The 25,595-nt window shown below is 41.7% G+C and carries 17 protein-coding genes; 15 read left to right on the top strand and 2 right to left on the bottom strand.

Annotation, left to right across the window (positions count from 1 at the left end; genetic code table 11):
* Positions 1 to 111: 111 nt before the first annotated feature.
* The 14 genes from R7R24_RS22500 to R7R24_RS22435 all read left to right on the top strand — a co-directional run bounded on the left by R7R24_RS22500 (position 112) and on the right by R7R24_RS22435 (position 22,239).
* Positions 112 to 1,707 (top strand): class I SAM-dependent DNA methyltransferase, encoded by a 1,596-nt coding sequence (locus R7R24_RS22500; protein ID WP_318119638.1) that lies wholly within the window; start codon positions 112 to 114, stop codon positions 1,705 to 1,707.
* Positions 1,704 to 2,879 (top strand): restriction endonuclease subunit S, encoded by a 1,176-nt coding sequence (locus R7R24_RS22495; RefSeq protein ID WP_318119636.1) that lies wholly within the window; start codon positions 1,704 to 1,706, stop codon positions 2,877 to 2,879. The genes R7R24_RS22500 and R7R24_RS22495 overlap by 4 nt, the downstream gene beginning before the upstream one ends.
* A 51-nt stretch (positions 2,880 to 2,930) precedes the next feature.
* Entirely contained in the window at positions 2,931 to 4,397 is a 1,467-nt protein-coding gene (locus R7R24_RS22490) for an AAA family ATPase (protein WP_318119635.1), read from the top strand.
* Positions 4,397 to 5,287, top strand: a complete 891-nt coding sequence (locus tag R7R24_RS22485) for a hypothetical protein (protein WP_318119634.1) — start codon at positions 4,397 to 4,399, stop codon at positions 5,285 to 5,287. Before R7R24_RS22490 ends, R7R24_RS22485 begins: the two co-directional genes overlap by 1 nt.
* An 82-nt stretch (positions 5,288 to 5,369) precedes the next feature.
* A complete protein-coding gene (locus tag R7R24_RS22480) occupies positions 5,370 to 5,603 on the top strand; it encodes a hypothetical protein (protein WP_318119633.1) in 234 nt (77 codons plus the stop codon).
* On the top strand, positions 5,600 to 6,025 hold the full coding sequence (locus R7R24_RS22475) for a hypothetical protein (RefSeq protein ID WP_318119632.1): 426 nt from the start codon (positions 5,600 to 5,602) through the stop codon (positions 6,023 to 6,025). Before R7R24_RS22480 ends, R7R24_RS22475 begins: the two co-directional genes overlap by 4 nt.
* Before the next feature lie 320 nt (positions 6,026 to 6,345).
* Positions 6,346 to 9,654, top strand: coding sequence for an STY4851/ECs_5259 family protein (locus R7R24_RS22470; RefSeq protein ID WP_318119631.1), 3,309 nt, complete (start codon positions 6,346 to 6,348; stop codon positions 9,652 to 9,654).
* Positions 9,651 to 15,965 carry a DEAD/DEAH box helicase gene (locus tag R7R24_RS22465; RefSeq protein ID WP_140147251.1) on the top strand — a complete coding sequence of 2,105 codons (6,315 nt, stop codon included), beginning with the start codon at positions 9,651 to 9,653 and terminating at the stop codon, positions 15,963 to 15,965. Before R7R24_RS22470 ends, R7R24_RS22465 begins: the two co-directional genes overlap by 4 nt.
* 256 nt (positions 15,966 to 16,221) lie before the next feature.
* Entirely contained in the window at positions 16,222 to 17,313 is a 1,092-nt protein-coding gene (locus R7R24_RS22460) for a ComEC/Rec2 family competence protein (protein ID WP_069501041.1), read from the top strand.
* Positions 17,314 to 17,327: 14 nt separating this feature from the next.
* A complete protein-coding gene (locus tag R7R24_RS22455; protein ID WP_239073761.1) occupies positions 17,328 to 17,942 on the top strand; it encodes a hypothetical protein in 615 nt (204 codons plus the stop codon).
* 48 nt (positions 17,943 to 17,990) lie between these two features.
* Positions 17,991 to 19,604, top strand: coding sequence for an AAA family ATPase (locus R7R24_RS22450; protein ID WP_180701475.1), 1,614 nt, complete (start codon positions 17,991 to 17,993; stop codon positions 19,602 to 19,604).
* Positions 19,595 to 21,019 (top strand): VWA domain-containing protein, encoded by a 1,425-nt coding sequence (locus R7R24_RS22445; RefSeq protein ID WP_318119628.1) that lies wholly within the window; start codon positions 19,595 to 19,597, stop codon positions 21,017 to 21,019. Before R7R24_RS22450 ends, R7R24_RS22445 begins: the two co-directional genes overlap by 10 nt.
* A 388-nt stretch (positions 21,020 to 21,407) precedes the next feature.
* Positions 21,408 to 21,944 (top strand): HEPN domain-containing protein, encoded by a 537-nt coding sequence (locus R7R24_RS22440; RefSeq protein ID WP_069501037.1) that lies wholly within the window; start codon positions 21,408 to 21,410, stop codon positions 21,942 to 21,944.
* 142 nt (positions 21,945 to 22,086) lie between these two features.
* Positions 22,087 to 22,239, top strand: a complete 153-nt coding sequence (locus R7R24_RS22435; protein ID WP_176721018.1) for a hypothetical protein — start codon at positions 22,087 to 22,089, stop codon at positions 22,237 to 22,239.
* Between the two features lie 155 nt (positions 22,240 to 22,394).
* On the opposite strand, the gene R7R24_RS22430 is transcribed toward R7R24_RS22435, so the two are convergent.
* Both R7R24_RS22430 and R7R24_RS22425 read right to left on the bottom strand, forming a co-directional pair.
* A complete protein-coding gene (locus tag R7R24_RS22430) occupies positions 22,395 to 23,696 on the bottom strand; it encodes a relaxase/mobilization nuclease domain-containing protein (RefSeq protein ID WP_140147874.1) in 1,302 nt (433 codons plus the stop codon).
* The gene (locus R7R24_RS22425; RefSeq protein ID WP_318119626.1) at positions 23,686 to 24,435 is read right to left on the bottom strand and encodes a chromosome segregation ATPase; all 750 of its coding nucleotides are present in this window, start codon (positions 24,433 to 24,435) and stop codon (positions 23,686 to 23,688) included. Before R7R24_RS22425 ends, R7R24_RS22430 begins: the two co-directional genes overlap by 11 nt.
* A gap of 747 nt (positions 24,436 to 25,182) precedes the next feature.
* Here R7R24_RS22425 and R7R24_RS22420 point away from each other — a divergent pair.
* The gene (locus R7R24_RS22420; protein ID WP_045545244.1) at positions 25,183 to 25,473 is read left to right on the top strand and encodes a helix-turn-helix transcriptional regulator; all 291 of its coding nucleotides are present in this window, start codon (positions 25,183 to 25,185) and stop codon (positions 25,471 to 25,473) included.
* The last annotated feature ends 122 nt before the right edge of the window (positions 25,474 to 25,595 follow it).

Raw genomic sequence — 25,595 nt, 5'->3', positions numbered from 1 at the left:
AGATACCAACCTGCTCAGTACACTACTACCAATTACATTTGTCGCTGCTTTTTGAGGTAAATAGTCGAACTGCCAGCGTCAATTGCCATAAAAGAATATAGAGAATAGATAATGATTACATCAGGCGCATTGAAGAGCCAAATTGACAAACTATGGGAAGAATTTTGGACGGGCGGGATCACCAACCCGTTAACCGTAGTTGAGCAAATTACCTATTTGATGTACGCCCGCATGCTAGACATGAACGAGCGTAACGACGAAAAACGTAGCGCACGAACGGGCAAGCCATTTAATCGCCGCTTTCCAATCAGTAAAGATAAAGAGAAGGATAAACAGCACATCCGTTGGGAAAACTTCCGTCATCTTGGCGCAGAGCAGCTTTACCCACTGGTAAAAGATGAATTGTTCCCATTCTTCAAAGAGCTCACCAGTGACGACACCTTGTTTGCTGAGTTTATGAAAGATGCGCAGCTAATTATCCAAAAACAATCGCTATTGGTGAAAGCGGTTGAGTTGGTGAGTGAACTGCCGCTAGAAAACAAAGATGTAAAAGGTGACTTGTACGAGTACTTGCTGTCTAAACTGACCACCGCAGGGATCAACGGCCAGTTCCGTACCCCGCGCCATATTATTCGCGCCATGATTGAAATGCTCGATGTAGAAGAAACGCACCGAGTGTGTGACCCGGCCTGTGGTACTGGCGGCTTCTTATCTTCGACCTACGAATACCTGCTAGAAAAGTATTCGTCGCCTGAAGGTGTAGAGAAAGAGCAAGCCTTTGACACTGAAGGTAAGCCTGTTTTAGATGTACACGGCAACCCTGTGTTTAATCATTTATACGCAGGTGATTTGCTAGAAAACCGTGCTCATATTGATTACGACATGTTCCACGGCTTTGACTTTGACTCTACCATGCTGCGCGTGGCAGCAATGAACTTGGTGATGCACGGTGTAAAACAGCCAGACATTCACTACCAAGACACCCTAAGCCAAAGCTTCATAGAGCGTTATCCTGATGAGGCGAAAAACGGTTTTGATATCATTCTAGCGAACCCGCCGTTTAAGGGCAGCTTAGATGAAGAAGATGTCGACCCAGCGATTCTAAAAGTGGTTAAAACCAAAAAGACCGAACTGCTGTTTGTGGCACTGATCCAACGCATGCTGAAAGTGGGCGGCCGCACTGCCACCATCGTCCCTGATGGTGTGTTATTTGGTAGCTCTAAAGCGCACCAAACGCTGCGTAAACACCTAGTAGAAGATAACCAGTTGGAAGCGGTGATCTCGCTACCAAGTGGTGTATTTAAGCCTTATGCGGGCGTTTCTACCGCCATTCTAATTTTCACCAAAGGTGGCAGCACCGATAATGTTTGGTTCTACGATGTGCAGGCCGATGGTAAGTCGCTGGATGATAAGCGTATCCCAATCAAAGACAACGATCTGCCTGATTTGGTCAAGCAGTACAAAGCTTACCAAGCGGCGGTTATGGCAGGTGAGTCAACCGCACAATGGACAGACAAAACCCAAAAAGCGTTCTTGGTTGCGAAAGGTGATATCAAGTCGAACAAATATGACCTGTCGATCAACAGATATCAGAAAAAGCACTATAAGCCCGAGACCTACGAAGAACCGAAAGTGATTTTAGGCAAACTTAAAGCGGTAGAAAACGAGATTTTGGCAGACTTAAATGAATTGGAGTCGATGCTATGAGTTGGCCTTTAGTTAAACTGACTGAGGTAGCGGAAGTAAACCCTAGGTGTCCTAAAGATATTGATGAAGACCAGATTGTTTCATTTGTTGCGATGGCATCGGCTTCTGAAGAGGGGGTACTTTTGGGGGAAGAGCCCAAAGTTCTTAAAGATACCAAAAAGGGCTTCACCTATTTCGAACGTGGTGATGTGCTTTTAGCTAAGATCACGCCTTGTTTTGAGAATGGTAAGAGTCTAAGACCTTACCAAATTAAACACCAAGTAGGTTTTGGATCTACAGAGTTTCATGTAGTGCGAGCCGATTTGGAGAAGTTAGATCCTACATACTTGTTCTACTTACTTTGGAGCGATGCTTTTAGGTTTTTAGGAACAAATGCCATGGCTGGTGCTGCTGGTCAAAAACGCGTAGGAACTCCATTTTTAAAACAAATAGAAATCCCACTTCCACCACTAGAAGAACAAAAACGCATCGCTGCCATTTTGGATAAAGCCGATGCCATTCGCCAGAAACGCAAACAAGCCATTGACCTTGCCGATGAGTTTTTACGCAGCGTGTTTTTGGATATGTTTGGTGATCCGGTGACGAATCCGAAGGGGTGGGAGGTTAAACCATTGCGTGATGTCGTAGGAATCGTGACTGGTAATACACCTTCAAGAAAAGAACCTGAAAATTACGGTGATGAAATTGAATGGATAAAGTCAGATAACATCAATACACCATCTCACTTTTTGACCTCAGCTGAAGAGTCACTTTCTGAGTCGGGATTATTAAAAGGTCGGGCTGTCAACTCTGGAGCGGTTCTCATGACTTGTATTGCAGGGAGTTTAAGTTGTATTGGTAACATCGCGATTGCCGATAGACGAGTCTCTTTTAACCAACAGATTAATGCACTCGTTCCAAAAGACTCTATTACCACGGAATACCTATACGCATTAATGTTGGTTTCCAAACAAAAAATTCAAGATAGCTCTACCAACTCGATGAAAGGTATGTTGAGCAAAGGAACATTAGGTAATATAGAGTTTCCTATTGCTCCAGAAAGAAAACAAATGGACTTTGTGGATTTTTTCAACAAGTATTTAAAAATGCTAGCTCAAAGTGATTTCTTTCATAACCAATCCAATATCCAATTTAACTCATTGTCCCAAAAAGCCTTCTCAGGCCAACTATAAGTTACAGAGGTATCTTCGGATGCCTCTTTTTTGATCAAAGGTTAGGTAAAAATGAAAATAACATCACTTACCGTTGGTGGATTTAAAGGTATTAAGAATAAAGCCACGATCCCACTCGCGCCTATCACGTTATTCTTTGGCGCCAACAGTACTGGTAAAAGCACAGTATTACATGCACTGCTGTATCTGTATGAAGTGGTCGCAAAACGTAATTTTGATGCACAATACAGTTCAATCGCTGGGGAGTCACTCTACTTTGGTGGTTTCCAAAATATTGTTCATGGTAAAGACTTAAATGGCGTTATCACCCTAGGTGCAACTCTAGATTTTAGAGATGGTACAACGGATATTTGGGATGATTACTTATCAGAGTCCGAGCGTTGGTTACTAGAGAATACATTATTCTTCACACCTGATTCAGACACTGACGTTTTATCTTTCGAGTTAGATATTAATTGGGACCATACCAAAAAACGTGCGTTCATTAGCCGATATGTATGTAAAAGCCACGGTATTGAGTATTTCAAAACAACCGCTCAAGCAGGTCGACCGGATTGCCAAATTACTCACTATCAGCCACTTCCACATTGGGAGGTAGATGAATCATTCGAAACCGAGAATATTTTTGATTCTGGTCAGTGGGAAGGCGTCTCTATTAATAGTCAAGATGCGTTGCCGAATATTTACAAGAGGCTTGACCTATCTAATGCTCCTTTTGATTGGTCTGTTGTTTTTGAAGACCACCCACTGGCAGCACGGTTGTTCGCCGAAGCTGCCTTATCACAGGCTGCGTTTGCACCACTTAAGATACTAGTTAGAAAACTTGAGGAGTTGCTCCATATTGGTCCGCTACGTATTGTGCCAACACGCGCAACTGTCTTGAACAAAAATACGAGCACTCAGCGTTGGTATGATGGTACAGCTGGCTGGGAGACTTTCGCCTTTTCGAGTGAAAGGGTAAAAACCGAAACTAATAAAAAGTTTACTAGTAGCCAGTTCTTCGGCACTAATTACCGCTTTGAGGCTCCAGATTACGGCGAAGCAAGTCTGAGTGAAAAATCGGTTATTCTAATAGACTCCCATACTGATATTCCTTTACTGCCATCAAGTGTCGGTGTTGGCGTATCACAAGTCTTCCCATTCGTAGTTGCTACCTCACTTGAGCGAGATCTTATCGTGTCGTGCGAGCAACCAGAATTGCATATTCACCCCAAGTGGCAGTTGGCTTTGGGGGATATGATGCTAGAGGCAACTAAGATAAATTCTGACCGTATGTTCTTGGTTGAGACTCACAGCGAACATTTGCTATTGAGGTTGTTAAAGCGGCGCCGCCAAACCGCAGATGAAGAGATCGAATACGAGCCATTTGGTTGTAAGAAAAGTGATGTACAGATAGTTTTCTGCGAGCAGTCCGAAGGTAAAACTCGTTTAATTCCAATCAAAACAACTGACGAGGGTGAGTTTGATGCACCGTGGCCAAATGGCTTCTTCGAAGAAAGAAGAGAGGAGCTATTCTGATGTTGCATTTGGAGTTTGCGGTAGCGCCTACAGAAGTCAACTCCTTAGCTGATTTGGCATTGCTGGATGCAAGGCTTGGATTTGATCGCGGCGCAGTATTATCTGGTTTTCCTAAGGCTTGGTTTAGGGAAGTTTCAGACCAATTGAGAAGAACTCATCAAGGCGATACTTTAGATCGTGCTACAGAAAGACTTCGAGCGTTCAAGGATAATAAAACGGTAGCTTTTAATCGAGCATTCGAAGGGGCAGGCTGGATTAATGCAGCAACGATGAGCCATGGGAACGAGCCATTTCATCGAGTGGTTGAGCAGTCACTCAATTCTATACCTGTGTTCGTAAGTTCTTTTGTTGATCTGGCTGATGATGATTTTTCCTATACTTCGCAATTTCCTCGAACTGCGGTGTCTCTTGCTAAAGCAGCAAAAGCACTTTTACTTGGTGCAGAAAAGGTAACTATTTACGACCCGTATATCTGTTTCACCAGACCTGGTTATCGAAAAACACTACTTGAAATAATGAAGCTATGTAAAAAAGCTTCAGTAGATTTCCATATATTTTCTGAAGAAGATGGAAAACCATCATGGCAGGTTACGCGAAAAGCTCTAGAAAGCTTCAAAGGAACAATGCCAGACAATATCAATTTATATTGGTATTGTGCTGATGATGAAGGATCTAGATTTTTGCATGCGAGGGGGCTTTTTACCAGTAAAGGAGGGTTGATCTACGATGGTGGTTTTGAAGAGCCGAACGATAGAGATCAACGTCAAGAACTCATGGATATACTCCCGATGTCTAAAAGCTTACTACAAGCGAAATCTATGTCTTACAATACTTCTTTTCAATATGAAGACTTTAAGCTAGTGAGAGATGTTTGGTCTTCCCACCCTTAATGAACAATTGGAGCCTGCTACTTGATGCGATACATTTGGCGGGCTCAAGTGAATATTGCTTCGAGTAGCTTAGGATGTCTTTATGCAACTTCAACTCAGTGCGACCAATGCACTCAACAAATGGCTGAAAGCTGATTTCCCACGTTTGTCAACGGAAACTGGTAAACAAGCCGGAGTCAATAAACTGAGCTCAGATGTTGCGACTATGAACTGGCAGGTGCACCTGATTGAAAACCGTTACAGATCCGTAGAGAAAACCTTAATCGTTTGTGAAGCCAACAGCCGTTTTATCTATTTTTTTCGCTCAATCGAATGATTTTCACACCCGACGAACTCGCTGAGCGGTTAAAAATAGAGTGGCAATTTGCTTTTGTGGAAGCTTTTGAAGCGAGCGGCTTAATCAGCCATTACGACCACGCCACACTGCTATCCAAGCTCAATGACATTGAGTTTACGCCACACTGGATAAAAAACACCGACCTGAGTATTAACGGCCATATAGCCGACGCTGCCCAATGGGTCACTCAAACCTTAGACGATCGAAACCTCGATCGCTTAAACCAGCCACTGGCGTTTGAGATTTCTAACTACATCAATTGCCAAACCAAAAGCACCAAGGTCAACAACAAGAAACAGCTCTTCATTCCAATCGAGCGTTTGCTTGAATACATCCAGCAAATCATAGGAACAAATCCACCTTCTAGTGACAAGAGTAATGTGGTTCCGTTTAGGCGCTAATGATGTCTTAACATACTCCATTTGGCTCTCTTAATGTAACACTAATTACTAATGGTAACTTTTCTTACTATATTTCTACGTGGCCTTACACGAATTTCAATAAATACAACGAGATAAGTTTTGGCATGTAACTTGTTTTAGCTTTCCAATCAAAAGCTATCTATCGATACCGCACGCATTTAGATTTATTGGTTGTTATGTGACAAGTAACATACAAATGCGTGACGTGGAACGTTAGAGAGCGTTGTTTTTATTGATATCATGTGAATACACAATAAAAACATAAAACTTCCATTTCAATGCAAAGGCTGGGTAAAAAAATGGATTTGAATATTCCTCCTGTGGAGGGGCGTATCAATACAACAAGTAATTCGATATTGCCTATCACTATCGAAGAATGGTTGACGAGACTTTTACATAGAAATGAGCTGTCGTTACCAAATGGACAACCACTGTACCAATATCACGTTACAGAATCAGAATATATCCAGTTGCGCAGTATTCTAAGACGGATTGGTAAACCCCAATCAAGCAAAAATTGGTGCGCTGCTTTCTCAATTTTTTGTTCAGAATGGTATCGTCGCGTTTACATGGGGGGCTGGACTTGGTTTGGGATTTGGGAGTCATTAGGCTATGAACTCGATGCTAATAGTAGGCAGAATGTCGTTGAGCGTGGGTTAAAAGCGTACTGGGGACGTCCTATTAGCCAATATCAAGACGAGAGAAACAGCTATCTTGGTTCTTTATTTAAAGAGGGCGGTCTTCCTTATGGGCTTCTTGCCAGTGAGGGTAGCCGCTTTCAGGCAATATTCAAACGCATATTAAAGTCTTACGAAGATGCAAAAGACTTTGGATATTCGCCCGTAGAGTTAGTGACCGAGTGTATGGACTCTTTACCCGAGGCATTTAAACAAGAGACCACAGTTAACTTAATTACTCGAATGACCGAGTTGTTATTACGTCTAACTGAAGACTACGATTTGGATGAACAGAACAATCCGGCTGCATATCTGGATGATAACGCTGGCGGTTGGCGTGAAGTGTTTCCGATCCCATTGGACGGCAATGCTGGTAACGAATTTTTGTCTGGTTTGCTTTCATCTGCATCACAACAACATCGAAATAAAAAACAAGCAGATAAGAGGATTACATGCCAGCAATGGCTCGCTAATACATCAGAATGCCAGTTTGTCACCCAGATCAAACTCGCCAAAATAGTAGATATGCCTTTTAGGCGTGAAGATACGGTGACTAGTCGTGTAGAGCTATTTATTTATGAAGGTAGTACGCCACTTGCAGAAGTTGGTGTTGGTCATATTCATAGTGATACTGGCAAGTGTAGCGTCGTTTTAAGGTCCACGTTTTGTCGTTTCAATCGAGTTGACCCAAAACAAACGCTGTACCTAATTGTACTTCAGGCAGGTAAGTTACTTCATAGAGAAGAAATATCTAATTCGGAAATAATGATTGGTGAGGTACCGGTAGTACTATGTTGCATCGATGAAAAAATGATGTTCGTTGGTACAGGTAGCATTAGTACTCGAGCGGAGTCGTTGACCGTGTTATGTCCACCAAATGCGGTACTAGATGAATCAGAAGCTAAAGATGCAAATATCAAGACAGACTATGGTTATACCGTAGGTACATTTAGCGGTACGTTGAAAGTCTCTGTGGATAATGGGCTTGAAATAGATCGTTACCTGATAAAGACCTCAGCGAACAACACTCAGTATGATGATGTCAGAATAGATGGAAAAATACTTCCGTTTAGTACCGAAAAAGGCCAGCCAGTTTATCTGGGGTTACCCAAAATTACTACGCAGGACATTTGCTCTCAGGTTGTAGTGGCAGGTGAGCCCGTGGGTGGGGGACATAAGGCAAGCATTTTTGGTTTACAAAGTATAAAAGTAAAGTCCACTAAAGGTCATACCCTCTTTCAAAAGAGACTGGCGATTTTGCCCAAGTCATTTGATATCAGGCTAATCTCCTCCGAAAACGCAGACAGGGGGAACATTGAACTCCATTGTATGAACCGATTTACCGTTAAGGTATTGAATGCAGGAGTTGATGTCGTCGCTCGTTCAACAGCGTATGGTAAATGCCTAGAGATCATATCAGCTGTAGGCATGCCTCCTCGCGAGCTTTTATTAGAAGTTACGACCAATTTAATGGCTGCTCCGGTTGTGGTAAGTGTGCCTTTCCCTTCAACTGGTGTGTTAGCTTACGACAAGGATAGTAACAAACTACCCCAGTTACTGACAGTGGCGGACTTGCTAGGTAGTCGGCTTATGTTGTTTCCTAGGCTGGGTAAGCAGTGTAGCTATAAGATTGAACTTAGCTCTCCTAACAGTTCTCGACAGGCTTACTACTTATGGGAATATAAGGTTCAGGATCAGCCATTAGAAATCAGTTTGTATGAAATTAGACATAATGTAAGAGAACTATTGGCTACAAATGGGAATCTGGATGACCTAGTCAGACTTGAGATAAGCGGGGCATGTAAGACCGTGCAATTTCAGATTGGACGCTATTCTACTATGACTCAATTTGAAAACTCATGCATCAAGTTTGAAGGGACGATTAAGGATTTTGGTAAGATTAAACCAGTGCTAATTGATCTTACGAATCCAGCGGTTCATCCCAAACCATTGACCCAAAGAGAGTCTCAAGGTGTAGCTACTGGTATTTTTGAGCTTTCTTCGTCTCCTGAAAATCCATCTCTAATCGTACCATCAACTGATTCTGAAGTAGCATTTCGAGCTAGATTTGTTCCCGGAAGTAAGAATACTGAGAACCGAAACGATGTCCGAAGCTTACAGAAAGCCGCAACAGTTTGTCATGTCAATCCGAATGCTATAGACGAAGTGTTGGGGCAAATGGTTGTGGATTTTGACCATAGTGGGTGGACATTTCTTACTGACCTTGAAACAAGATTTGGCTATTTGCCGCTAGCAACGTTTGAAATCTGGAAGTCAGTAGTAAAAAGGCAGGACGTATTGGCAGCACTGGCATTTCGGTTTGACAACCCTATTCCTTTGATGAGTAGGTTGCAGTCTGAGTTCAACGTAATGTGGGAACTAATACCGATCGTTGCTTGGAAGCGCGTTTCTCAAAATTTCATTCAAGGAATTCGTGATGACGGTTACCCAGAAAGGATTGTCACGAAGCTAATTAACCAGAAGCTAGACGATATATCGCAAATATGCCCTGTTTTCGAATCTGATTGCAGACATTTGGTTCTTGATAAAGCAATTATCCCTCAAGAGAATCTCAGAGGCGTACTACAGTACTTCTCGGCTCATTCAGTATCGGAAGTTAGAAGCTTACACACTAGTGACCGACGCTGGCCGACGATGTTTTCAAACGATATAGAAGAGTGGTGTCTCGACCATTACCAAGACCTTGTGACATTTTCTATCCCCGATGGTAAAGGTTTTCAAAAGGCGGTGTTGTACTTTCCATTGTATGCATCAGCTCTGGTTTTACAAAAAACAACGCTTTCCGAAATTGGTATTAGCGATGAGCCTGCGAATGAGTTTTTTCTTCGCCAGCTCATTGAGTTTGACCGTCAGTGGTTTGTTCCTATGTATAAATTATTACTTTGTATTATGGCTGGTGAGAGAAAATGAAAGGCTATTTTTCAACATTAAAACAACAAGCAAACAATCGTGCGAAAGAGTCAACATTGAGTGTTCTCGGTATCAGCAACCCCTCATTGCGTAACCACCTAAGCGAACGATTTGAAACAGTTGAGCCCTTTGTTCATGGCCCTGTTTTTGAGCAAACCTTTGCCTGGGAAGAAAGTAAAGTTCAAATGAGCGATCTGGTCTCAGAAGGACTGCTTTCAAAGGAGCTAGTAACAGCATTAGACGATGATATTAACGGAAGGTATGCATTTAAAGCTAAGTGGTCTCCATTCAAGCACCAGCTTGCGGCATGGCGAGACTTACTCAACCCAGAGCCTAAATCTAGAATTATTACCAGTGGTACAGGTTCGGGGAAAACCGAGTGTTTTATGGTTCCTGTCCTTGAAGACTTGGTGCGGGAAGTAAAAACCGAGGGGAAAGCACTAAAAGGCGTAAGAGCGCTATTCCTTTACCCTTTAAATGCATTAATCAATTCACAGAAAGAGCGTCTAAACGCTTGGACGCAACATTTTGAAGGTGATATCCGCTTTTGCTTGTTTAATGGCAATACTCCCAATGACCCAAGCGCTAGCCAGAGTCAAATACAGATCAAGCAGCCACAAGAAGTGTTGTCACGTAATCTAATGCGCGATAACCCAGCTCCAATTTTGGTCACGAATGGAACAATGCTTGAGTATATGTTGGTGAGACAAGCTGATGCTCCTATTATCGAACAATCGAAAGGAAAATTAAGGTGGATTGTTTTAGATGAAGCGCATACTTACGTGGGTTCTCAAGCTGCTGAACTTGCGTTGCAACTTCGCAGGGTAATGCAGGCGTTTGAAGTAGAACCGGAAAATGTACGTTTTGTGGCTACATCGGCAACAATCGCTGGATCAGAGGCTGAATCACAACTTAGAACGTATTTAGCTGAGCTTGCTGGTGTAAGTGAGGCTCAAGTTGATGTTATTGGTGGTAAGCGAGCAGTACCGAAACTTCCTGATTACCCATTTAATAACAAAGATATCTCAGTCCTAGAGAGCATTGACCCTGACGGAGAGTTGCCTGAAAACAAAAAAGATGTCCAAGACCCTTATGTTTCGGCAAGTCGCTATCGAGCGTTATGTGAATCTGAAATAGCGAAAAGGATAAGATCTGCGTTTACGACCAACGACTCTAGTCCGCTACTCTTTTCTGAGTTAGCCAGTAGTTTAAGTCCAATCAATTTGACCGAGAATGAATTGTATCGTTGGTTAGATATATGCACTGGAACGAAAGAGTCATACGATAGAAATGCACAACCCTTCCTTAAATTGAGAGCTCATTACTTTCAACGAACTTTAAACGGACTTTGGGCTTGTATTGACCCCAATTGCTCTGAAAAGTCAGGCACCCATCTCAATCGAGATTGGCAGTTTGGTCAGGTGCTTAGTGAGCAAAGACAGAAATGTGACTGTGGTGCGCCGGTACTAGAGCTGTCATTTTGTAGCGAGTGTAATGAACCGCACTTGTTAGGTGTAGATAAGAGCGGGGTACTTACTCAATGGACAGGTAAGGTAAGTGATGAGTTTTCTCTCTTAGAAGAGGGAGAAAAACACATAGATGAGGAAAGAACAGACCAATATAGCGCTCTTAAAGCTAGCGATAGTATGCTGGTTCTCTCAGCTACTGAAAACCAAGAAAATATGTTTTTTGAAACTATTTATGACCACGATGGCAAAGAAGCGAGTGTTAAGTCGGGCAGTATACGGTTAGCTAAATATCTCGATGACGGAGAGCAGTGTAGCAAATGTGGATTCTCAGGTAGAGGACAACATGCTAAAGCATTACGACGAGGCTTATTAGGAGCTCCATTTTATACAACAACCGCTGTACCAACCGTTTTGGAGTATTGCCCCGATATCGAAAAAGATAAAGACACTGGCTACGGACCATTAGATGCTCCAGGGCGAGGTCGTCGCCTTATTACTTTTACTGACAGCCGCCAGGGCACTGCGAAAATGTCAGTTCAAATGCAGCAGGAAGCGGAACGTTCTCGACTACGCGGTTTAGTTTTCAAGGAGTTAAGGAAGCACGTTGAAGAGGAACTTGCGATCGATGATGAGTTGTTAGATATCGTTCGTCCATATATCGAGGATTCAACGGTTGAGGATATCGAAGAATTTATCCTTATTGCAGGGAAGAGGAAACCACAAGTTGCTGAAGCGCTAATTCAATACCTTTCAGCACTCGAGAAAGGAGCGTCAAGGTATTCTCCAAAAGCGATTTCTTGGAAGGAATTAGCCGATAGAATTAGCATGGATAAGGATTTACAGAACTCAATTTTGACAGAGAATAAGAGACTGTCTCCTGAGGTGTTTGACGTAACCACTGGCTCTTTAAAGCTCGCTAACATGTTATTGACAAGAGAACTTGCTAGGAGACCGAAGTTTAAAAACAACCTTGAAACACAAGGATTGATAAGGTTTGTTTATCCAGAAGTTGAAAAACTAAGTAAAGCTCCGGAGCAATGGAAAGAGAAAGGTGGTTTGACTCTGTCTGACTGGAAAGACTACCTAAAAGTCTGCCTTGACTTCTTTGTTCGTGAAAATACATACGTGAACATAGATAGGGAGTGGGGACGTTGGATCGGGATGCACTTTGCACCGAAAACCCTCATAGCTCCAGATTCAAAAGAAGAAGAAGAGAGCCGCATTAAGAAGTGGCCTCAGATAAATAAAGGTAGAAAAATTCAACAAAGATTGATCACGCTGTTGCGTGTAGCAACGGGTATCGATATAGAAAAAACGGAAGGAGAGCAGTTAATTAACGGGTGGTTGCAGGATGCTTGGAAGACGTTAACCAAATTGCAAATTCTTAGAGATTCAACTTCAGACAAACAATATAGCCTTGATTTGAGAGAAGTTAGTTTTGCTTTGTTAACTGAAGGGTTTATTTGCCCAGTTACAAATAAGGTGTTGGATACAACCTTTAGAGGCTTAACACCATACATTCCAGCGAATGGTAACTATTCAGACTATCAGTGTACTCGCGTTAACCTTCCTCCAATTTGGAAGTTTGAAGGTAGCGATCGAGGGTATGACGAGTCGCTCCAATCAATACGTGCTGATATTGAGGAATCGCAGGAAATTCGTTCACTTAGAGAGCAGAATGTATGGACGGATATCAACGATAGAACCGTGGAAGGTGGTTTTTATTACGCAACTGCTGAACATTCGGCGCAGCAATCGGCAGAGCGCTTGGCAGACTACGAAGAGAAGTTCAAGAGTGGTAGGAAGAACGTTCTCAACTGCTCAACAACTATGGAAATGGGGGTTGATATTGGTGGTATTACTGCTGTTGTAATGAATAATGTGCCACCGCATCCGGCTAACTTTCTTCAACGAGCGGGGCGTGCTGGCCGTTCAAAAGAGTCTAGAGCTCTCAGCTATACGATATGCAAGAATAATCCTCATGACACATTAGTCTTTAATAACCCTAAATGGGCATTCACCACATCCATCCCTGCACCGCATGTTGAATTTAGTTCTAAGAAACTTGTGCAGCGTCATGTGAACTCCTACTTATTAGGACGCTATCTGGTCGATGTTATAGGCCCAACAGATAAAGAGAAGATTAACCTGAATCTTGAATGGTTTTATCTACCTGACATTGGGGTTAAGTCAGTTGCGGAACGTTTTGCTCTTTGGGTTATGAGTCTTGAAAATTCATATCTTGATGGTGTCAAAAAGTTAGTTAAGGGGACTGCTCTGTCGGGAGTGTCGCCTGACATTTTAGTAAAGCAGACTGCTAAAAAAATTCTAGAACTCAGTGAAAAGTGGGTTGGGGAATATAAATATATTCAGACAGAGCTTAATGATACGGCTCCAAATGGCCCATATGCTCATAAGCTCGACAACGAGAAGTCTCGCTTATGTAGAGAGTATCTGCTAAGGGACTTGGCAACAAAAGCATTTCTACCCGGTTATGGCTTCCCTACCGATGTTGTAAGTATAGATACGGACAACGTAGCTGATTATATTCGTGAGAAAAAATTCAAAAAGAACAAGAATAAGCTTGAGCGTGAAGACAACGTGTCAATTAACCGTGGCCTCCCTTCTCGAAACTTGTCTGTAGCTATTCGGGAATATGCACCAGGTTCGGAAATCGTCATTGACGGTAGAGTTCATCGTTCTGCTGGAATTTCTTTGAATTGGCAAAATGTTCATGTTGAAGGCTCAAGAGATGTCCAGAAATTTGATCTTGCATGGCGTTGTCCTCACTGTGGTCAGACAGGGTATGAGTCTAATCTGAATAAACAAGTTAACCTCGAGTCATTAACGTGCAGTAATGTAATGTGTGGAAAAGTTATCCCTATAGATAATGAGTACAGGAAAAAAGTTATCCAACCCACTGGTTTTGTGACTGATTATTATATTGAGCCGACTAACAACATTGCGCATCAAACCTATGTTCCAGTGCAACCTGCTTGGGTAAGTGCTAAGGGGGTTCCTGTACCTTTACCTGTCTCTGAATTAGGTTATATGATTACTGATCATCAAGGTAAAGTGTTTCATTATAGCTCGGGAATGAGTGGGACTGGATTTGCACTGTGCATGGCTTGTGGGCGGGCTGAATCTATGACATCAACGGGAGAGCTACCAAAAGCGCTAAACCTTGAACGTACACATAAGCCACCGCGGCCAAGTAAGTTTGCCAAAGATGAAAATGATCGGCACGGGGATTGTGATGGCTCAGGAAGAGTATTAGAAAGCATTCATCTTGGAGTTCATTCACAAACTGATGTGTTCGAGTTAGTTTTAAAGCACCCTGACACTGGAGAATATATCCCTGATAGTGATGAAGGTAGGGTCATTGCAACATCACTTGTTGTAGCGTTACGAAAAGCACTGGTAAAGACTTTAGGCATCTCAGTCAATGAAGTTGAATACAGTGTACGCCCAGCGGTTGTTGGTGAAAGTCAGCATGCGATGGTTTTACAGTTGTTTGATAGTGTAAGTGGTGGAGCTGGTTTTGCTACATCCACATCACATCACATTACTCAAGTATTGCGTCAAATGTTACGAGAGCTTGAATGCCCCAAGGCTTGTGATGCATTTTGTCCGGATTGTTTACTAGAGTCGGATTCAAGACACGACACCGACAAATTAAACAGACAGATTGCGCTCAAATGGTTGGGCGATAATTTTACACACCATTTAAATTTACCATCGAAGTATCAACGATTGCTAACTGAAGCTGAATATTGCCCTTTGAGCATTAAGGAGCAGCTTACATCCGTGGTTGCTGGCCAGGTTAGCGAAGTGAAGTTTGTTTTATCAAGCAATATAGAACGTTGGGATACGTCAGTAAACTTGCTCAAATCTCGAGTTTACGAAATGTTGAGTAATAATATTGATGTGTCATTTGTTGTTCCAGACGTCGATTATCCAGACGACATAAAATTATTCTTGGAGAACATCAACAATATAGGCGCGTCACTATACCTTACCAAGGACGATACTGGTCTGATGGTATTTCAAGCGCAAACTGATGTCGGCTGTTTTTCTTTAGCTAACCTAGAGGATAGTGCGCGAATACCTGGTATTGAATGGCTAATGTCTGACGATATCTCTGTCATCTCAACTGTTGAACCGGAACTTTCGGTAATTCCATACACTATCGAAGTAGAACCAGAGAACTTGTCTCAAGTTGGGGCTATCCAGATAGAAGCTCTCAAAGAGCTGAATGGAACGCTGACTCAATTAGGTGGGCGATTTAAGCAACTGGTGTGTGATAGTGATAGCCGTGTGAAGGAACTGCTATCGAGTGATGTTATAAAAAATGTGCATTATTCAGACCGTTACTTGCAAAGCCCGTCAGCCGTAATGCTGGTATCTGAAGCAATAAAGGGCTTGGTTTGTGGACATCATGATTGTGAGGTGTTGGTAGATACCTGTTTTGATGAAAAGAACGGAAGACCGCCAGCATTTATCAGTCACGATTGGGACTACAAAGCAGACTTTAGACAGATTTTTCAGGCTTGGTTAGAGAATGCTACTGGTAGAACAACTAAGATAAATATCGTTGAGGGCAAAAAGACAATTCAACATAGAAGGGTATTAACCATTAGCTTTGAGTCAGGTAACACAGTCCAGATAACTTTAGACCAAGGCTTTGGGTACTGGTGGCTGGAGTTAATGCATGGCTTGCACCGATTCGACTTTGAAAGAGATTGTCTCGATCAAGTTAAAAGAATGCTCGAAGTGCAAAAAAAGGCAAGCGTTAATAACAGTGCAGATTGGCCAACGTTAATAACGACAAGCTTGCTTTAGTTTGAAACTTCATGGCAATGGCAACTCGCAAATAAGTGCTTCGATTTGGCAATATAGCTAGCGACTTGAAACCGCCATCCATAGGGTGGCGGTTTTTTATGCACCAATAAGCAATAGTAAAATAAATAACTAATGGTAATATTATTTACTTTATATTTTTATGGGTTAAAGGTTATATGCAATAAAAACAATGACTTAAATCTTGGCATGCTAGTTGATCAGTAACTCTTAACTTTCATAGAAAAAGGAAAAAGTTATGGGTTACGAAATTGATTTTTTAGGTGTTGGTGAAGAGTCTAAGAGTGGTGATGCGATCGCACTTCGCTACGGGAATCTACACGGTCCACGTGACGAGCAAACGGTGGTTGTGATTGATGGTGGCTTTCAAAGCACAAGTTCAAAGATTATTGATCACATCACCACTTGTTTTGGCACTTCTAAAGTGGACTTGGTCATTAATACTCATGCTGATCAAGACCACATTAACGGTTTGGAAATGGTCCTTAATGAACTCGAAGTACAAGAGCTTTGGATTCATCAGCCTTGGCTACACAACCAAGGGCTTGCTGATAAATTCAAAGATGGACGCGTAACGGACAGCAGCTTAGGGGAACGTTTTAAGCAAAACCTCGAAAAAGCATGGTCACTGGTTAGTTTGGCTGAATCGAAAGGGGTAAGTGTACGTGAACCTTTTACTGGTTTAACGGACACAGGCGGTGGTATTAAGGTTCTCGGCCCTTCTGTCGAATACTACGAATCCCTCATTCCTGACTTTGATGGCATGCCTGAAAAAGCCACTGCAACAAATGCTTTAGAAAGCTTTTTTGAAAAAACGGCTGCATCTATTCGTCGTTTCTTTGCCACTTGGGGTGAAGACCAGATTGATGATGAAGGGGTAACATCGGCAAAAAACAACTCGAGTGTGATCACCCAATTAGTCGTCGAAGGAAGACGCTCTGTTTTTACTGGGGACGCAGGCATTCAGGCTCTGGAACACGCGGCAGATCAAATAGATCAGTGTACAAGTGGAGCAGACCTTCGATTTATGCAGATCCCCCATCATGGAAGTAAGCGCAATATTGGGACGACCGTTCTAAATCGTTTAGTCGGGGAGCCTATTAGCCAAGGTGTTTCACGAAACATCACGGCAATTGCTTCTACGGCTAAAAATGGTGAACCTAAGCACCCACGGAAAGCTGTGATGAATGCTTTCACTCACCGAGGTGTTAACGCACTAGCGACGAGAGGTTCTGGAATTCGTCATCATTATAATGCGCCTGGGCGTGATGGGTGGAATAGTATGAACCCTGAGCCATATCACTTCGATTATGAAGAAGAGGTGGCATAATGATGGGGATCTCGATGAAAGCCAATAACATTGTCCCGCTCTCAGTATTGATGGTACTTCAGTTTGCAGTGGTATCACTCGTAAATCAAAGTGCTTTTGATATCAGTTATGTCGAGATGCTAAAAGACACGAGTGGTGCGATGTTAGCAATAGGTGCGGTTTCGGGGTGGCTTAGCCACCTCATGCCTCCTGACCTCAAGAACGTCTTGGTATTTTGGCGATGGAACAATGTGTTACCAGGGCATCGCTTTATTCAGTTATCAGAGAGAGATCGACGTATTGACACTGCACTCCTAAAGGCTCGCGTGTCCGAGTTTGAACTTTTGAAGCAAAATAATAGCGAGCAGAACAGTTATTGGTACAAAGAGTTTTATCGTCCATCCAATAAGCAGGACGAAGTGGCTTCAACTCACAGAGCTTACTTATTATACAGGGATGCAGCTGCTGTATCTTTTGTCAGTGCCTTTGCGCTGCTGGTCGCGAAGCAATTCTTGGGCGAGTATTTTTCAGAGGTAAGTTATCAGTCTTTGTGGGTATTTGCCTTGGCAATCATAGGTTTTTCAATCGCAGCAAAAAATGCGGGGAACAGGCTCGTAACAACGGCTGTAGCAATAAACTTAAGTGCTTAATAGATCGTTCAGATTTTAAATTTAACAAGGAAAGAGTTGGTTAGTAGTATGAATGTGAAAAGTAAAGAATACCAAACAAGCAAAGACAGCAAAAATATAAGAGTAGCCGCTCAGCCAGAAGTAAAAAAACGTATAACTCAACTATTGGAGCAGATCGGTGAAGGGTTACATGAGAGAGAGCATATTCTTTCTGTATCATTATTGAGCACGCTTAGTGGACAGAATACTTTCCTATTCGGTCCTCCGGGAACTGCCAAAAGCCTAATTTCCAGAAGGTTAGCATGTGCATTTGAGTCACCAAAGTATTATGAACATTTGATGAATCGGTTTACAACACCTGAAGAAGTATTTGGGCCTGTGTCAATTCAAGAACTCAAACAGGATAAGTATGTCCGTAAGACGGAAGGTTATCTTCCTGACGCAGAGTTTGCATTTCTTGATGAAATTTGGAAATCCAGCCCAGCGATTTTAAACACTCTGCTCACCTTAATTAATGAACATGTTTTCAAGAATGGCAGTGAAGTTATCAAGGCACCTATTCGTTCGGTTATTGGTGCCTCGAATGAAGTGCCTCAAGAAAACCAAGGGCTAGATGCTCTTTATGACCGATTTATTACTCGTTTAATGGTTCCGCCAATTGTACTTGAAGATAATTTTAATTTGTTGCTTAACGCGAAGCCTTCGACTAGTGAGCCTAATGTTGATGAGGAGCTTAGAGTATCTCTTTCAGAGCTTAGTCAGTGGAATGAAGCGATACATAACGTTGAGCTGAGTAAAGACACTTTGCTTGTTATCAAATATATACGTAATGAGATCAGTGAAAAAAATGAAGAGTTAGGTCTGTATGTTTCGGATCGACGTTGGCAGAAAGCTGCAATTTTGTTGAAAGCATCTGCGTTTTTCAACGAGCGTAATTATACAAACCTGACCGATACAATACTTCTAAAGCATTGTTTATGGACTTCTCCAGAAAACAGGGTTTGTACCGAAGAGATCGTGATGGACGCTATCGAGTCATGTGGAATTGCTGGTGATATCAATTTGGCTGCTCTTGATAATAGTAAAGATAGCTTAGAGAAAGAGATCACTAAGGAACTTTTCTATAAGGACGATGTATATGACGTAATTTCATTAGGTAATGAGGAATATTTTAAAGTAGTAGCAAAATTCAGAGAGCATAATTCATATTCTTATGGTAATCCGGAAATTAAGCAGAAAACGGTTCATATTCCTTTTAATAAATTTAAAAGTAATATTTCTTTTCATCCTGTCGACATATCGGGAAATGACATAAAAGAAGTTACATGTGAATTCGATGAGCAGGGATCTTGTACACTATCATATAGCAATAGACATTATGGAAATCGATATAACGACTTTGAATTCACCCCTTCTATTCTTTTCCACAAAGGAGATAAAAGAAGTGATGTAAATGAGAGGCTGATTAAATCTCTTTCAGGTTCAGTTGGTAATCTTAGAGGACAGCTAAAAAAAATTCTTAAAGAGACAGAAGATAAACTGCGTGTATATAAAGTGGAGCTGCATAGTCCGTTTACTACAAGCGCAGATACAGATGTCGCCTTGAAAGGTGTTCTTTCTCAAATAGATAAACTCAAAATACGAATTAAAGACTGTGAACGTCTGGAGGCTCTATGCCAGTAGAACTTATCCATAAGCAATCAGATAATCTGCTGAAAGAACTCACAAGTGAAAGAAGTGTATTGTTGGGTAATTTAGATGCGCTGTCATCTAAGGTAGAAGCCAAAGTTAGTGCTTGGAAAGTAGGTGTTGAACGGTCATTAGAAGTGGACAACCCTTTTTCCGATGATCAAGCGAATCTGAAAATATGGATGAATAATCTCGATGTTAATGGATTACTAAAAAACTATATCTCATTTTGTCAGAAGGCTAAATATCACGTTGATTCTTCCTTTTGGCACAAAGAGTTGTTAGAGAAAAAGCCTAATGATACAGCTAGAAGTCTGCTGCTGTTAGATTGGCAGAAGAAGCTGGATAAATCTGTATCAGAGTGGTACTTCGAAACTCTGTCCAGAATGCGTGAAGAATTTTATAAACAGATTAGTGAATGGCTCAATTTGCTGGAAGAGTTGATGTACAGCTTGGAGAGTTTAGGTCTTGAGCCAGGAATGTACCTTGATTTATCTGATGCTGAATTAAAAAGTGGAAGTATAGAAGCACTAAAGAGATGGGCGGACTACCTCAAAAACGACAAAGGTGCCAAAAAGGTATCTGAGCTTTTAGGGAAAGTAAGGCAAATTGAGTCATCAACTAAAATTGAAACAGTATTGAAGTCGGTAGCATTCAAACAACCAGTTGTTGATATCAATTCAAAGGAAGAGATTGTAGGTGTGGTTCAAGGGAAGGATATTGAGCATGCGCTACCCTCTGAATTGGCACTTCTTTCGGATCCTGAAACATCAGTTCTTTTTGACCTTAAATATCTGGAATCACGCCTATTGAGTTTTGAAATGCAGGGCATTACAGAAATAGATCAGGAGGAGAGTATCCCCGTAGATGAATCTGTTGAAGAGGATTCGAATTTAGGGCCTATGATTTTATGCATAGATACGAGTGGTTCAATGTACGGTGCACCTGAACACATAGCCAAAGCTATGGCCTTGTACTTGTCTACTGTCGCTAGAAAGCAGGACCGAAATTGTTATCTAATTAACTTCTCAACATCTATTGTGACTTTTGATTTGACGGGTAAAAAAGGGCTGGAATCTTTGATTAAGTTCTTGAGTTCCTCTTTTCATGGAGGAACAGATGTTGCTCCAGCACTCCGTCATGCGACTGAGCTAATGAAGAGGGAGTTTTATGAAAACGCAGATGTTTTGGTTATCTCTGATTTCATCATGGGTGAACTACCAAAAAACGTTATGAAGAGCATTGAAGAGAAGAGAGAAAAAGGGAACAAATTTAATTCACTAGTCATCGGTGATTGTTTTATGTACCAACGGTCTAAGACGCAGTTTGATTTGGAGTGGATATATAATCCACATACTAGCAGTATTCAGGAGCTAGTTAACTTCAAACAAAGCATGAGTTTAGTGTAGATTGAAATTTACCACTCCGAGGGTTGCTCAACAAAACTGATGTCTTGCTAGTGAGCGATGGTGAATTTCCAGTTCCCTCGGGATTAAATAGGAAAATTAGCAACCGAAGAGAGAAGCAGGGGCTACAGGTACACGGTATACAAATCGGTAATTCTCACTACACATCAATGAGCAAAATTTGTGACCCTATTCATTACTGTTCGGAGTGGGTTGATTTAAAGCGTTAGCCGCTCGTTGGTGGTGCCAATCTTCTTTCAGCGCGATTAGCAGCCAAAAGTCACTAGCTTATTGAAGTAACTCAACTTTATTGAACCTAGTTATCATTGATTTAATCCTAAATATGGTAAATTCCACTTTATGCATATAGTCATGATAACTAGGACAAGGGATGTCAGAAGCGAAAGCCAATTTTGAGTACGCGATCTCAGACGCAGAGCAATTATTAGAGTGTTACGATCAGTTAAACGGATGCAACTCCAATTCTCAACCTCCAGAGGTGCTCAAGAGAGCCACTTTGATTATGACTCTTACAGCTTGGGAAACCTATGTAGAAGACATAGCAAAAGAGCTTGTTGATGCGAAGTATGGAGTCGTTAAGGGGTCTCAACTTGGGCGAATAGTAGAAAATCGGCTTGAGGAGCACCTCAAGTACTTCAACAATCCAGGCTCCAAGAAAACGAAAGCGCTATTCGAAGAGTTTTTTGGTATTGATGTTACTGAAGCCTGGATCTGGGCTAACTACATAACCGCGGATGAGTCTCGAACACAGCTTAATAAGTGGCTAAAAAAACGAGGTGAGGCTGTTCATCGCGCTCAAATCGACAGAACCGAAGCTCATATCGTCAAACGCGAAGAGTTGGATAAATGTATCCGGTTTTTTAGAGAATTAGTTACTGTTACTGATACACGGTTGGCGTTGTTGTAAATTTGTTTACGGTATTCAGATTACGAAAATCGATCGTCAAAATTTGAGCTACTACAGCCAAAACTATCATTGAACAAATTAGAGTCATTGAAGCAATCGCTGGTGGTGTCATCGAATATTGATGAGGAAGTTAACGAATCTGATGAATTCGTACTCCATTGCGATGATTATGGCGTTAACAGACGAGCAGATGAACTCAGTGTTTTGGTCGTTATCTGGCATGATTACCTTGGCGACAGTTATTGATATGGTTTGGCCATCATTCAAACGTTACTTGAAGAATCGAAATTCCTAATAACTTGAAAGCTTGTCTTATGCTTAATTCATTGATTTAAATGCAATTATAGTCCTTTTTGATTTGTCTTCACAATAGTGGACCTCGCCTCCAAATTTTGATAATAAGTGCGGTATTTCCATTGTTTCAACCAGGTGAACTTGGATAAAGCTCTTTTAAGCACTTTGGCAGTATATAGGGGTTTGATGGTTTATTGTGTTTGGAGCTATTGTTAGCTTACAACGGTTAATTAATGAGTATTCTAATAGGGTTATGATCAAATGGTAGAACATTTTACTCATCGTTCCAGATGCGTGGTAAATCGCTTTTTCACACTCATATATAGCCCTCACCACCGCTCTGTCTCGGGTTGAGCGTATTTTGGCATACTCAAACCAGTATTCCACTTCAGCTTCCATTGCCGCTTCTTGGCTTCGAGCAAATGAAAAGAGGAGGTAACGGTATTGCTGATGCTCGTATGCTTCGATGTCCGCTTTTAGTTTTTCAGCGTGCTTAATTGCCAGACTACGAATTTTGTTAAAATGAACCGTAGCTTGTTCCATGTTTTCATCGTGCTTATTGTAGTTGTCGATAAATAGAGCCTTGGCATCCATCACACCATTTTTAATGAGTTTGCCTAAGGTGTATTTGTTACCACTGCGTAGAGATGAGCCAGCAAGGCGATATTGATGAAATCGGTAGGCGATACCTTTAAATTGAGTGTTTGCGCTGTCGGGAATGAGTTCGATTTCAATGCCTTGGTTGAGAAGTGCCACTTCAAACTGAGCCAACGAGCAAGCAGAAGGGAGAGTACGAATCGCCGCATCCACTTTTCTTCTCATCATACGAATCACCGTTTTCTCTTTTTCGCCTTGTACATCAGTGTCGTAACTTGAGTGGAGTTCCTCTGAGCTTTGCACTGTTTGTAGCCCTAGCGTAACTTCTTGCTCCCTCATAATTTCTTGGGCTTTGAGGTGTGATTGCCAGTTCGAAATGATTTTACCTGTCAGTAAATCAGTCGTAGACGCTACAATATGGACGTGTTCATTGTCGGTATCGCAGTGTTTGAATGCGATATAACGAGCATTTCCATACCCTAGGTGCGTCATGAGCTTTTTAATTGTCTTTCGCCATTGGACTAGGGGTAACTGTTCCCCTTCCGCCAGGGAGACAACAAAGTGGCGAAAGGGCTGTTTCGTATTAGTATTAGCAAGATAAGCGCTTTGCAGTTCAGCAATAGCACGGCTCCAATCAATGTCTCGGGCATCTTGGTTCTTTGCATTCAGGGGAACCGAAGCGATTTCGTTGGCGCAGATAAACTGCGATGTTCCCCCGAGCTTGTCACCCTTTGAGCGACTTGAAGAATATTCAACCAGCAGTGTTACATCATCACTTTGCTTGGCACTATATTGAACTAACTGCGTGGCATCATGCACCGTTTGTTTATCATTCTTACATTGTAATTCCTCAAATATCATTACTGGCGTTCTCCACTTCTAGCTTGTTGCGGTAAAGCTCACGCAACGTACGGCTGTCCAAAAATTGCATGGCCAACAGCTCGGCGGTTTGAGAATTATGAGCGTCGATAGCGAGATTTCGGGTGAGTTGTAAATTCTGTTTTAGTTCATACAGAGCATCACCTAGTTGACGGGCTATTTCGTGGTCGTACGCAGGGTTACCTTCGTCAATGAGTGACTCCATCACTGTGGCGATGCGCTTTGTTTGCTTAAAGTACTCTGTGATTTCATCACTGCGTTGAGGTTTGACTGTGAGTTTTTGAGTTATGACCTCTCTCAGGAACCGACTCACTGATTTATAATTATAGCTGTGCATGACCTCAAGTAACTGCTGGTATTCGCTTTCAGTGAGATTGGTTTTCACTGCTTTGCAATACAGCTCTTTGTCACTTTTTCGTTGTTTTTTAAAATTCGCCTGAACGATACGAATTAACTTGCGTGCATTCATCAGCTCATTTTTATTGGCGTCATTGGGATGTTGGTGGAGATATAAAGCGTGAGAAAGCTCTGAAATAAAGGTTTGGTGTGAAGCGATGGCTACCCCAGATTCAATCGGCGAGGGTAACAGTCCTGCGAGTAGTGTAGTCAACTCATCTGCTGAGTAGCTGTGACTTTCAATGAATTCCGATAGTATTTGTTTATGTTTTCTAGATGTGCAGCGAATGACAGTTGCTGCGACTGTGTTTATATTAATATCCATTTTTTAAATTCTCTATTTATTATTTTAATTATTTAGAGTGTTTTGTGTTTTCAAGCGATAACGCCGAAGGCTGTTAGCGCAACCTCACCATGTGAGGCAAGTTTTCGTGCGTTTTTATTTGGAACAAATAAGGACGAGCGATATCAGCTTGTTACTGTTTTTGTTCTGAGTGTTTTTATTATAACGATATAATTAATGAGATTGGAAGTGTTTATTTTAAATAAGTGAAATGGAAATTATATGACGATTTTAATAATCCTGTGTTTACTGCGTAATATGACACGGAATTTGTCGAGTGCGACAGGGAAAGTGCGCGTTACGACATTGCAAATGCCGTTTGCGACAAAGCATTTGCGCTGCACTATCATTGTGTCTCTGGTGCTTTCAGTCGCTTTCAGGTTGTCTCACTGGAACTGAGTAAGTCGTTGTCGGGGCGGATATTACATAGATTAAGCTGAGTTTTATGGGGCGTAAAAATAAACGAGAGGTGTGATTATTGAATGAAATGAATTAATAGAGAGGTTGTGTTAATACTTATCTATTCTTGATTGCTATAGCAGGCTATATCGATATGATGTTTAATATATGAAGTTTATATATTCTGCCTTCCGTGAAATATATAAGGCATATATATTTACTTCTGGTTAAATAAATACGAAAAAATGATTGATTTTCACTTTAAAACTCGAATATTATATTTTTAACGGCTCCTTGAGCCATAATAATAAAAATAAACGGAGGCGTCTCATGGCGCTTATACACCCAATTAATCAACTGAAAATAGAAAAAAAGGCTGACGTATTAAAACGCGTTGGTTTATCTCAAGCTACCTTACATCGCCGAATTAATGATGGCACATTTCCGCCCGCAGTACAACTGGGTCCAAAGGCTGTGGGCTTCATGTCGCATGAAGTCGATGCGTTTCTTATTGCCTGTGCAATAGGAGAAGACAAAAAACGTGTGGTCGCTGAGCTGCTTGCTCAGCGTCAGACGCTCAAACAAGCGAATCCGCTCCTGCAATATATGAACTTTCAGTAAGAGGCCATCGAGCTCTGCGCTAAAGCGCAGAGCTTAATTCAGAAATTGAACGCCTATTCATTTCAAGACAGTAAAGGCGTTTCTCCGTCTTTCTAGTGATAGGCGTCTTATCTATACCTGAT

Source organism: Vibrio sp. 704, from assembly GCF_033339295.1.
The sequence above is the reverse complement of the archived record's forward strand: the minus strand, read 5'-3'. Positions and strand labels throughout refer to the sequence as shown.

Bases quoted from the DNA above. Each gene is read 5' to 3' on its own strand.
- R7R24_RS22420 (WP_045545244.1), top strand. From the start codon at position 25,183: ATGGCGCTTATACACCCAATTAATCAACTGAAAATAGAAAAAAAGGCT.
- R7R24_RS22500 (WP_318119638.1), top strand. From the start codon at position 112: ATGATTACATCAGGCGCATTGAAGAGCCAAATTGACAAACTATGGGAA.
- R7R24_RS22445 (WP_318119628.1), top strand. From the start codon at position 19,595: ATGCCAGTAGAACTTATCCATAAGCAATCAGATAATCTGCTGAAAGAA.
- R7R24_RS22495 (WP_318119636.1), top strand. From the start codon at position 1,704: ATGAGTTGGCCTTTAGTTAAACTGACTGAGGTAGCGGAAGTAAACCCT.
- R7R24_RS22435 (WP_176721018.1), top strand. From the start codon at position 22,087: ATGAATTCGTACTCCATTGCGATGATTATGGCGTTAACAGACGAGCAG.
- R7R24_RS22460 (WP_069501041.1), top strand. From the start codon at position 16,222: ATGGGTTACGAAATTGATTTTTTAGGTGTTGGTGAAGAGTCTAAGAGT.
- R7R24_RS22490 (WP_318119635.1), top strand. From the start codon at position 2,931: ATGAAAATAACATCACTTACCGTTGGTGGATTTAAAGGTATTAAGAAT.
- R7R24_RS22440 (WP_069501037.1), top strand. From the start codon at position 21,408: ATGTCAGAAGCGAAAGCCAATTTTGAGTACGCGATCTCAGACGCAGAG.
- R7R24_RS22450 (WP_180701475.1), top strand. From the start codon at position 17,991: ATGAATGTGAAAAGTAAAGAATACCAAACAAGCAAAGACAGCAAAAAT.
- R7R24_RS22485 (WP_318119634.1), top strand. From the start codon at position 4,397: ATGTTGCATTTGGAGTTTGCGGTAGCGCCTACAGAAGTCAACTCCTTA.
- R7R24_RS22480 (WP_318119633.1), top strand. From the start codon at position 5,370: ATGCAACTTCAACTCAGTGCGACCAATGCACTCAACAAATGGCTGAAA.
- R7R24_RS22470 (WP_318119631.1), top strand. From the start codon at position 6,346: ATGGATTTGAATATTCCTCCTGTGGAGGGGCGTATCAATACAACAAGT.
- R7R24_RS22455 (WP_239073761.1), top strand. From the start codon at position 17,328: ATGAAAGCCAATAACATTGTCCCGCTCTCAGTATTGATGGTACTTCAG.
- R7R24_RS22425 (WP_318119626.1), bottom strand. From the start codon at position 24,435: ATGGATATTAATATAAACACAGTCGCAGCAACTGTCATTCGCTGCACA.
- R7R24_RS22465 (WP_140147251.1), top strand. From the start codon at position 9,651: ATGAAAGGCTATTTTTCAACATTAAAACAACAAGCAAACAATCGTGCG.
- R7R24_RS22430 (WP_140147874.1), bottom strand. From the start codon at position 23,696: ATGATATTTGAGGAATTACAATGTAAGAATGATAAACAAACGGTGCAT.
- R7R24_RS22475 (WP_318119632.1), top strand. From the start codon at position 5,600: ATGATTTTCACACCCGACGAACTCGCTGAGCGGTTAAAAATAGAGTGG.